This is a genomic window from Novosphingobium sp. (assembly GCF_041905565.1).
Classification (GTDB): Bacteria; Pseudomonadota; Alphaproteobacteria; order Sphingomonadales; family Sphingomonadaceae; genus Novosphingobium.
In genome coordinates this window covers 84371-93309 of sequence record NZ_JAYRKX010000008.1, presented here as the reverse complement: position 1 = coordinate 93309, position 8939 = coordinate 84371, and the positions used below count along the sequence as shown (strand labels likewise).

The window sequence follows — 8939 nt, the reverse complement described above, 5'->3', positions numbered from 1 at the left end:
TTGCCAAGCCCGCAGCCGTGCCTAGATTGGCTGCAACACAACAGGAGATTCCCATGGCTACCAAAGCCGTTACCGATGACAGCTTCGCCGCCGACGTGCTGGGTTCCGACAAGCCGGTGCTGGTCGATTTCTGGGCCGACTGGTGCGGCCCGTGCAAGATGATCGCCCCCGCGCTCGAAGAAATCAGCGACGAGCTGGCTGAGCAGGTGACCATCGCCAAGGTCGACATCATGGAAAACACCGACATCGCCGCCAAGTATGGTGTGCAGTCGATCCCGCTGATGGTGCTGTTCAAGAACGGCGAACCGGTCGCCCAGAAGCTGGGCGCCGCGCCCAAGAGCCAGCTCAAGGGCTGGCTGGAAAGCGTCCTTTAAGCCGTCACATCCCGGCCATGCGTTCGGCCAGTTCGTCCCACAGGGCCGGACTGGCCGCACCGATCAGGCTGGGCCGCAGGTGTTCGTCGACCAGGTAGGGCGAACCATCGGGCCGGGCGACCTTGCCGCCCGCCTCGTTGAGGAACAGCACGCCGGCGGCATGATCCCAGGCGAGCGTCCGCTCGAAGATCGTGATGTCGTTTTCGCCCAGCACGATGCGCGGGTACTGTTCGGCCGCGCAGCGCGGGATGTCGACCAGGGTGTAGTGCGGGGCGATGTGCGTCTTCAGTGCCTCGCGCCGGTTCTGGTCGGCGAAGACCAGCGAGATCGCGGCAATCGGCGGCGTTTGCCCGCTGGCGCGCGCGGCAATGCGCTCCCCGTCGATCCAGGCGCCCTGGCCGCGTTCGGCCGAGCAGAATCGCCGGCGCAGCGGATCATAGATCCACCCGCCAATCGTCTCGCCCGCTTCGGCCAGCGCCACCAGGATGCCGAACGGCGGCTTGCCGGCGGCGAAATTGTTGGTTCCGTCGAGCGGATCGATGATCCAGCACAGCGCATCGCCCAGCCGGTCCAGCACCGCCGGGTCGGCATGGGCGGCTTCCTCGCCGACGATGGCGGCTTCGGGCAGCAGGCGGGCCAGCATGTCCGACAGGATCTGCTCGCTTTCGTGGTCGGCCACGGTCACCGCGTCGTCCGCCGCCTTGGCGACGATCTGGTCGCTGGTCAGCGACTGGTAGTGCGGCAGGATCGCGCGCTCCGCCGCCTCGCGCATGATCGCCTCGACCGCCTTGCTCAGGCTCACGAGCGGTAGTCCGCGTTGATCGAGATGTAGCCGTGGGTCAGGTCGCAGGTCCACACCGTGGCGCGGCCTTCGCCCAGACCCAGGTCAACCTCGATGCTGATGTCCTGCCCCTTGAGGTGCGCGGCAACCGGCGCTTCGTCGTAATCGGGCAGGGGCTGGCCCTCGCGTGCGGCCCAGGTGCCGCCGAAGCCGATCGACAGTTTGTCGCGGTCAGCCGGTTCCCCGGCCTTGCCTACTGCCATGACCACGCGGCCCCAGTTGGCGTCCTCGCCGGCGATAGCGGTCTTGACCAGCGGGGAATTGGCAATGGACAGGCCGACCCGGCGCGCGCTTTCGTCGCTGACCGCGCCGGTCACGCTCACCGCGATGAACTTCTGCGCGCCTTCACCGTCGCGCACCACCAGGTGGGCGAGCTGGCGGCACACGTCCTCCAGCGCGGCGGCAAAGGCATCGGCGCCGGGGCAGCCGGAGCAATTGATCTGCTGGTTGCCCGCCTTGCCGGTGGCAAAGGCCAGCACCGTGTCACTGGTCGAGGTGTCGCTATCGACCGTGATGCACGAGAAGGTACGCTGGTTGGCCGCGCTGAGCAGTTCCTGCAAGTAGTCGGGCGCAATCGCGCAGTCGGTGAAGATGTAGCCCAGCATGGTTGCCATGTCGGGCGCAATCATCCCGCTGCCCTTGATGATCGCGGCCAGGGTCACGGTCTTGCCGTCGACCACGGCCTGCGCCATCGCGCCCTTGGCGAAGGTATCGGTGGTGCCGATGGTATTTGCGGCGTCCTGCCAGCCGCACGGCTCGGCCTGCAAGGCGGCCTCGATCCCGGCCTTGGCCTTGTCCTTGGGCAGGGGCACGCCGATTACCCCGGTCGAGGAGACGAACACCTGGTCCTGCGGGCAGCCCAGATGCCCCGCAACCTGCGCCATGATCGCTTCCACCGCCTCGCGCCCGCGATAGCCGGTGAAGGCGTTGGAATTGCCGGCATTGACCACCAGCGCCCGGGCGCGGCCCTGCTTCACCCCGATCCGGCCCAGTTCGACTTCGGACGAGCAGCAGACGTTGCGGGTGAACACCCCGGCCACTGCGGTGCCTTCGGCCAGTTCGACATAGGTCAGGTCGCAGCGCCCCCAGTCCTTGTAACCGGCGCGGGCGATGCGGGGGACGACCCCGGCAATCGCGGGGAGCGACGGGAAGGGGCGGGCGAGGGGGGACACGGCATGGCTCATGCCTGCCCCCTAACCCCGCTTGGCCCGCTTGGCTAGTTCGCCAGCTTCACCAGCGCGGTCGGCGCCGCTGTGGTGCGCTGGGTGACCTTCCATTCCAGCTTCTTGCCATTGGGTACGGGCTGGGGGCCTTCATCGGTGTTGTTGGCCAGCACTTCGGCATCGGTGGTGAAAGTGAACGTGCCGTCCAGCTGCGGCAGGTTGGGGCTGTCAGCGCCGTCCTTGCCATCCTTGCCGGCCTTGTCCATCGCCGCGCCCATCGCGGCCAGCTGGGCAAAGCTGTTCATCCCGCCGCCGCTGCCCTGGGCAAAGCCCGGCGCATCCAGCCGGATCGAGCCATCGGTGCGGCGCACCAGCGTGACGAAGGCATTGGCCATCGGGAAGCGTTCCATGGTGGGATAGACGAAATCGTGATCCAGCGTGCCGCTGATCGCGAAATCGACCTGGTACAGCCCGTCGCCCTTATAGATCACGCTTTTCCACCCAGCCTGGCGACGCAGGCGGGCGGCGAATTCCTCGGCCGCCTTGGGATCGGTCGGATCGAGCCCGCCGAACATCGCCTTGGCCATTTCGCCATCGCGCTTGTCCTTGTCGGCCTTGGCCTGCTGTTCGCTCTCCCAGTCGGACTTCTGCTGGGCGAGTTCGTCCTTGGTGCAAGGGCGTTCGTCCATCGAATCGTCCTTGTAGCAGGTCATCGCCTCGAACACCGGGGCGTCCTTGGCGTTCTTGCCCATTTCCGCCAGCTTCGACATGCCCAGCATGTAGATTTCGCCCGTGTAGGTATAGGTGAAGCGCCCGTCCTTGCGGATGTCGAGGGTCGAGGCGAACTTGCCGGGCGAGATCAGGCACGCGGCGAGCAGTGCACTAAGGCCGGCCGCCAGCGCGGCGGCCATCATGCGGCGCGGGTTGAACTGGGCAGTCATGGTTCCCTCCTGTGGGATCACCCGCGCGTGGCGATGGCGTAAAGCGCGATCGCGGCGGCGTTGGAGACGTTAAGGCTTTCAATTGCACTGGATATTGGCAGCCGGGCCAGTGCATCGCAATGCTGCATCACGTTGTGACGCATGCCTTCGCCTTCGGCCCCGAGCACCAGCGCGATCGGACCGGCCGGCAGCGCCTCGCCCAGGGTGGTGGGGCCATCGCCGTCGAGGCCGATCCGCCAGTAGCCCGCTTCGGCCACTTCATCGAGCGCGCGGGCCAGGTTCACCACCCGCACCCACGGCACCACTTCCAGCGCGCCCGAGGCGCTTTTCGCCAGGGTGCCCGATTCGGGCGGGGCATGCCGGTCCTGGGTGAGAATCGCGCAGGCATTGAACGCGGCAGCGCTGCGCATGATCGCGCCAACGTTGTGCGGATCGGTCACCTGGTCGAGAATCACCAGCGGCCGGGCCGGATCGCCGGTCAGCACATCTTCCAGGAACATGTCTTCCAGCGGCGCGCATTCCAGCACCAGCCCCTGGTGCGGCGCATCGCGCGCGACCAGCCGGGCCAGATCGGCGCCCTGGGCGTATTCAATCGGGAAATCTGCCGGCAATTCGCCGTCCAGCGAGGCGATTCCCTCACGCGTGGCCCACAGCTTGCGGTGGTTGCGCTCGGGGTTCTTGAGCGCGGCTTCGACCGCGTGGCGGCCCCACAGGCGCACGGTTCCGGCGCTGCCACGGCCAGAACCGCGCCCGCCCTGCATGCGCCCGGCGCGCCCGCGCAGGGCGCGGCTGGGTTTGTTGTCGGGATGGCGGCTCATGATGGGAAATCCTGTTTCATCGCGCCTCCCTGCCAGTCACCCCATTGACAGGCAAGAGTTGGGAGGGCATTGGCGCGCTTCCTCGGCCGGATGGCTCCTTCGGGAGCTGCGCAATCGGGGCGACCCGACACCGGCAAGCTGGTGTGGACAGGTGGCCGAGTGGTTAAAGGCAGCAGACTGTAAATCTGCCCGCGCAAGCGTACGCTAGTTCGAATCTAGCCCTGTCCACCACCAACCCTCCTTTCAGTCAGAGCCCCCCCGGGGGCCAAGGCTGTCGGCCAGTTCCTTGAGCCTGGCCGCGCGCCGGCCGCTGCGGCAGAAGCCCAGCACCGGGCCGGGCGCGGTGGTCAGGGCGGCACGCAGCTTGCGCGCTTCAGTTTCAGTCGGGCCGCTCGGGGCGACCGGGATGTGGTGGTAGGTCAGCCCCAGGCGGTGGGCTTCGGCTGCGAGCTCCTCCGCTTCCGGCTGGCCGGGCTCCTCGCCATCGGGGCGGCTGTTGATCACGGTGCGAAAGCCCATCGCCGCCAGCCGGGCCAGGTCGCCCGCCGTGATCTGCGCGCGCACGGCATAGCCGGGGCTGATCTGTTCCACGGTCAGCGCGCCCGATTCGGCATCGGCAGCCAGCGCCGCCGGGGCGGACAGCGCCAGCAGCAGCGGCGCCAGGACAAGTCGGGCAGGGCGGTGCATGATGCTTGCAGTCTCCTTTGGGTCAGGGACAGATGTGGTCTTGCCCTTGTGGTCTGGCAAGGGCGCGACTAGACCGGCGCCCCATGAGCGAAATCATCCCCGTCATCTCGGCCACCGGGCTCTACACGCCGCCCGAATCGATCTCGAACGAAGAACTGGTCGAAAGCTTCAACGCCTACGTCGCCTTGCACAACGTGCGCCATGCTGCGGAAATCGCGGCGGGCACGGTGCAGGAACTGGCGCCGAGTTCAGCCGAATTCATCGAGAAGGCGAGCGGGATCAAGAGCCGCTTCGTCGTGGCCAAGGCGCCGTTGCTCGATCCCGAGATCATGGCCCCGCGCTGGCGCGAGCGGTCGAACGACGAGTTGTCGGTGCTGGCCGAAATCGGGGTGAAGGCCGCGCAGGACGCCTTGCAGCGCGCCGGGCGCTTGCCACAGGACGTCGATGCCGTGCTGTGCGCCGCGTCCAACATGGAGCGGCCCTATCCGGCCATGGCGATCGAGATCCAGCACGCGCTGGGGATCGAAGGGTTCGCCTTCGATATGAACGTCGCCTGTTCCTCGGCCACGTTCGGCATCCAGACTGCGGCGGATTTCATCCGCGCCGGCCATGCCCGCTCGGTGCTGGTGGTCAGCCCGGAAATCTGCACCGGCCACAACAATATGAAGAACCGCGACAGCCACTTCATCTTCGGTGACGTGGCCACCGCCGTACTGGTCGAGGCCAAGGACATCGCCCCGGCCGATCACTGGGAAATCGTTGGCACGCGGCTCAAGACCGTGTTCTCGAACAACATCCGCAACAATTTCGGCTTCCTCAACTGCGCCTCGCCCGAAGGGATCGGCGCGCCGGACAAGCTGTTCGTCCAGGAAGGGCGCAAGGTGTTCAAGGAAGTTGTGCCGATGGTCGCCAGCATGATCGTCGCCGAAGCCGAACGGCTGGGGATCGAGGCGGCGGCGCTGCGGCGGCTGTGGCTGCACCAGGCCAACCAGGGGATGAACCGCCTGATCGCCCAGCGCGTGCTGGGGCACGAGGCGAACGAGGATGAAAGCCCGACCGTGCTCGATACCTATGGCAACACTTCGTCGGCGGGTTCGATCATCGCCTTTCACAAGCACAGCGCCGATCTGGCGGCGGGCGACCTGGGCGTGATCTGCTCGTTCGGGGCGGGCTATTCGGCCGGCACCGTGTTCGTGCGCAAGGCGGCCTGAACCATGGCAAACGAAATTCTCGACAATCGCGGCCGGGGCGAAGCGACCTGGCATTTCCCGGCGTTCCACCCGGAAAGCCACAAGTTCGCGATCGCCGCCGCCGCGCTCAGCGGCTTGTGCGCCTTCTTCGCGTGGGAAACGCTGGCCTGGCCGGTCGCCGCACTGGTGCCGTGCATCCTGGCCTTCTTCCGCGATCCCAAGCGCGTCACACCGCAGGGCGACAAGTACATCGTCTCGCCCGCCGACGGGCTGATCACGCTGATCCAGCAGGTCGATCCGCCGCGCGAACTGGTGATGGACGATGGCAGCGGGGTTCCGGGGCTCGTGCCGGGGCCGGTCACCCGCCTGTCGATCTTCATGTCGGTGTTCGACGTCCACATCAACCGCGCCCCGATTGGCGGCACGGTGCGCCGGGTGGTCTATATCCCCGGCAAGTTCATGAACGCCGACCTCGACAAGGCGAGCGAGGAAAACGAGCGCCAGCACATCCTGATCGAGCGCGGGGACGGGGTGAAGATCGGCTTCACCCAGATCGCCGGGCTGGTGGCGCGGCGAATCGTGCCCTTCGTCAAGCCGGGCGACCTGCTCGCTGCTGGCCAGCGCGTTGGCCTGATCCGCTTTGGCAGCCGGGTCGACGTTTACCTGCCCGCCGGGACCGAACCCAAGGTGCTGATGGGCCAGCGCGTGATTGCGGGTGAAACCGTGCTGGCCGAAATCGGCCAGGCCGCGCTGATCGAAGGGGTCAGCCAGTGAGCGATGCCGGCCCGCGCCTGCCGAACGGATTGACGCTGCGGGCGCTGGTGCCCAACGCGATCACCGCGGCGGCGCTGTGCATGGGACTGACCGGTATCCGCTTTGCGATCATGGGCGATTTCGAAAAGTCGGTGCAGGCGGTGATCATCGCCGGGATGCTCGACGGGATCGACGGCCGGATCGCCCGGCTGCTTAAAGCGCAGTCGAAATTCGGGGCCGAGCTGGACAGCCTGGCCGACAACGTTTCCTTCGGGGTCGCCCCGGCGCTGATTTTGTTCATGTGGTCGCTGCAGGAACTGCCGCGGATCGGCTGGTTCGCCGCGCTCGCCTTTGCCGTGTGCATGGCGCTGCGCCTGGCGCGCTTCAATGCCCGGATCGAAATGCCCGATGAGCCGCGCAAGGCCGCTGGCTTCCTCACCGGGGTGCCCGCGCCGGTCGGCGCGGGGCTGTCGTTCCTGCCGATCTACCTGTGGCTGGTGACCGGGGAGACGTTCTTCCGCGCGCCACTGGTGGTGGGCATCTGGCTGGTGGTGGTGGCCTTCCTGCTGATCTCGGCGGTGCCGACGCTCAGCTGGGGCAAGCTGCGTCCGCGCCGCCATGTCCGGCTGGAAGTGATCGCCTTCTTCGGGCTGGTCGGCGCGGCGCTGCTGACCGAACCATGGTGGACGCTGATTGCGATCTGCGTGGTCTATGTTGCCCTGCTGCCAGTAGCGATGGTGCTCTATGCCCGCGTCAGGCGGCAGCGCGCGGCCCGTGCAGCGGAGCAGGCCCCCGCGGCGTGACCGGCAGCGCGATGACGTTGACCCGGCTGACATGGCGCGGGGCGCGGATCGCATAGCGCAGTTCCCGCGTGGCGGGGCAATCGGCCAGTTCCCGGCGCAGTGCGGCAATCGCGGGCAAGGCGTTGCGCACCGTGGTGGCCAGTGACCAGATCGTCACCATGGTCAGGATCGCAAAGGGAAGCAGCTGTTCGAAACCGGCCATTGTCCTGGTCCTTCCTGTGCGCAGCCCTGTGGAGGGGCTTGTGGATAACTTGCGATTCGGCTAGGTGAGTTCCTGTTCCGTTCGGCTTGAGCAAAGTGTTCTCTATTTGTTCCATCCGGTCAAGCGCTATTTTTCACCTCGCATGATTTTTTGTGCGCGATCTGTGGTCGCGGGGCAGCCGATTAGGGCTGGATTTTTTCCGGCAGGCGGGTTAGGGGCGCGCCGCCCGGACGGGGATTTCCCCTGTCCATGGCAAATCCACATGGGAAGCACCGATACCGGTTCCGCAGCGGAATGTGCCGCACGGTTCCTGCTTCCCAGAGGTTTAAACCGGAAAGGAACGTATTATGGCGGCTCCCGTCGTAACCATGCAGCAGTTGATCGAAGCCGGTGCCCACTTCGGCCACCAGACCCACCGCTGGAACCCGCGGATGAAGCCGTACATCTTCGGCGCCCGCAACGGCATCCACATCCTTGACCTGTCGCAGACCGTGCCGCTGATGGCCCGCGCGCTCGACTTCGTCTCGGCCACCGTGCAGCGCGGCGGCAAGGTCCTGTTCGTCGGCACCAAGCGCCAGGCGCAGGAACCGATCGCCCAGGCGGCGCGCCAGTGCGGCCAGCACTTCGTCAACCACCGCTGGCTGGGCGGCATGCTGACCAACTGGAAGACCATCTCGGGCTCGATCAAGCGCCTCAAGTCGATGGAAGAACAGCTGTCGGGCGACACTTCGGGCTTCACCAAGAAGGAAGTCCTGCAGATGACCCGCGAACGCGACAAGCTGGAACTGTCGCTGGGCGGCATCCGCGACATGGGCGGCATCCCGGACGTGATGTTCGTGATCGACGCCAACAAGGAAGAACTGGCGATCAAGGAAGCCAACGTGCTGGGTATCCCGGTCGTCGCGATCCTCGATTCGAACGTCTCGCCCGATGGTATCGCCTTCCCGATCCCGGCCAACGATGACGCCAGCCGCGCCATCCGCCTGTACTGCGACGCCGTGGCTGCTGCCGCGACCAAGGGTCACCGCGAAGGCGTGGTCGATTCGGGCGTCGATGTCGGTGCGCTGGAAGAAGCGCCGGTGGAAGAAGCCGCCATCGTGGAAGCCGCTGCCGAGGCCTGAGCCCGGCCGGCGTCATGAAATTGTCGCGGGGGCGGGGCACGCTAGC

General features: G+C 66.7%; 11 protein-coding genes and 1 tRNA gene. 6 read left to right on the top strand and 6 right to left on the bottom strand.

Annotated features, from left to right (window positions below; genetic code table 11):
* Positions 1-53 precede the first annotated feature (53 nt).
* Complete coding sequence (gene trxA / locus ACE3N9_RS08585) at positions 54-374, top strand: thioredoxin (RefSeq protein ID WP_374282835.1); 321 nt, start codon at positions 54-56, stop codon at positions 372-374.
* A gap of 4 nt (positions 375-378) precedes the next feature.
* Here the strand turns inward: trxA and ACE3N9_RS08580 are convergent, their stop codons facing one another.
* The 4 genes from ACE3N9_RS08580 to rlmB are packed head-to-tail and all read right to left on the bottom strand — an operon-like array spanning position 379 to position 4137.
* A complete protein-coding gene (locus ACE3N9_RS08580; RefSeq protein ID WP_374282960.1) occupies positions 379-1146 on the bottom strand; it encodes an inositol monophosphatase in 768 nt (255 codons plus the stop codon).
* Positions 1147-1172: 26 nt separating this feature from the next.
* Positions 1173-2399, bottom strand: coding sequence for a bifunctional glutamate N-acetyltransferase/amino-acid acetyltransferase ArgJ (gene argJ, locus ACE3N9_RS08575; RefSeq protein WP_374282832.1), 1227 nt, complete (start codon positions 2397-2399; stop codon positions 1173-1175).
* 32 nt (positions 2400-2431) lie between these two features.
* Positions 2432-3319, bottom strand: a complete 888-nt coding sequence (locus tag ACE3N9_RS08570; protein WP_374282830.1) for a hypothetical protein — start codon at positions 3317-3319, stop codon at positions 2432-2434.
* 17 nt (positions 3320-3336) lie between these two features.
* Entirely contained in the window at positions 3337-4137 is an 801-nt protein-coding gene (gene rlmB, locus ACE3N9_RS08565) for a 23S rRNA (guanosine(2251)-2'-O)-methyltransferase RlmB (RefSeq protein ID WP_374282827.1), read from the bottom strand.
* 145 nt (positions 4138-4282) lie between these two features.
* On the opposite strand from rlmB, the gene ACE3N9_RS08560 reads away from it, so the two are divergent.
* A tRNA-Tyr gene (locus ACE3N9_RS08560) sits at positions 4283-4368 on the top strand.
* Between the two features lie 12 nt (positions 4369-4380).
* On the opposite strand, the gene ACE3N9_RS08555 is transcribed toward ACE3N9_RS08560, so the two are convergent.
* Positions 4381-4824 carry a TIGR01244 family sulfur transferase gene (locus ACE3N9_RS08555; protein ID WP_374282825.1) on the bottom strand — a complete coding sequence of 148 codons (444 nt, stop codon included), beginning with the start codon at positions 4822-4824 and terminating at the stop codon, positions 4381-4383.
* An 83-nt stretch (positions 4825-4907) separates the two neighbouring features.
* Between ACE3N9_RS08555 and ACE3N9_RS08550 the strand changes: the two genes are divergently transcribed.
* The 3 genes from ACE3N9_RS08550 to ACE3N9_RS08540 are packed head-to-tail and all read left to right on the top strand — an operon-like array spanning position 4908 to position 7570.
* Complete coding sequence (locus tag ACE3N9_RS08550) at positions 4908-6035, top strand: beta-ketoacyl-ACP synthase III (protein WP_374282823.1); 1128 nt, start codon at positions 4908-4910, stop codon at positions 6033-6035.
* 3 nt (positions 6036-6038) lie between these two features.
* Positions 6039-6788, top strand: a complete 750-nt coding sequence (locus ACE3N9_RS08545) for a phosphatidylserine decarboxylase (protein ID WP_374282821.1) — start codon at positions 6039-6041, stop codon at positions 6786-6788.
* Positions 6785-7570 (top strand): phosphatidylcholine/phosphatidylserine synthase, encoded by a 786-nt coding sequence (locus ACE3N9_RS08540; RefSeq protein WP_374282819.1) that lies wholly within the window; start codon positions 6785-6787, stop codon positions 7568-7570. The genes ACE3N9_RS08545 and ACE3N9_RS08540 overlap by 4 nt, the downstream gene beginning before the upstream one ends.
* Here ACE3N9_RS08540 and ACE3N9_RS08535 read toward each other — a convergent pair.
* Positions 7521-7772: a hypothetical protein gene (locus ACE3N9_RS08535; RefSeq protein ID WP_374282817.1), complete on the bottom strand. Its 252-nt coding sequence runs from the start codon at positions 7770-7772 to the stop codon at positions 7521-7523. The genes ACE3N9_RS08540 and ACE3N9_RS08535 overlap by 50 nt on opposite strands.
* Before the next feature lie 347 nt (positions 7773-8119).
* Here ACE3N9_RS08535 and rpsB point away from each other — a divergent pair, with 347 nt between their 5' ends.
* The gene (rpsB, locus tag ACE3N9_RS08530; protein WP_374282814.1) at positions 8120-8893 is read left to right on the top strand and encodes a 30S ribosomal protein S2; all 774 of its coding nucleotides are present in this window, start codon (positions 8120-8122) and stop codon (positions 8891-8893) included.
* Positions 8894-8939 lie beyond the last annotated feature (46 nt).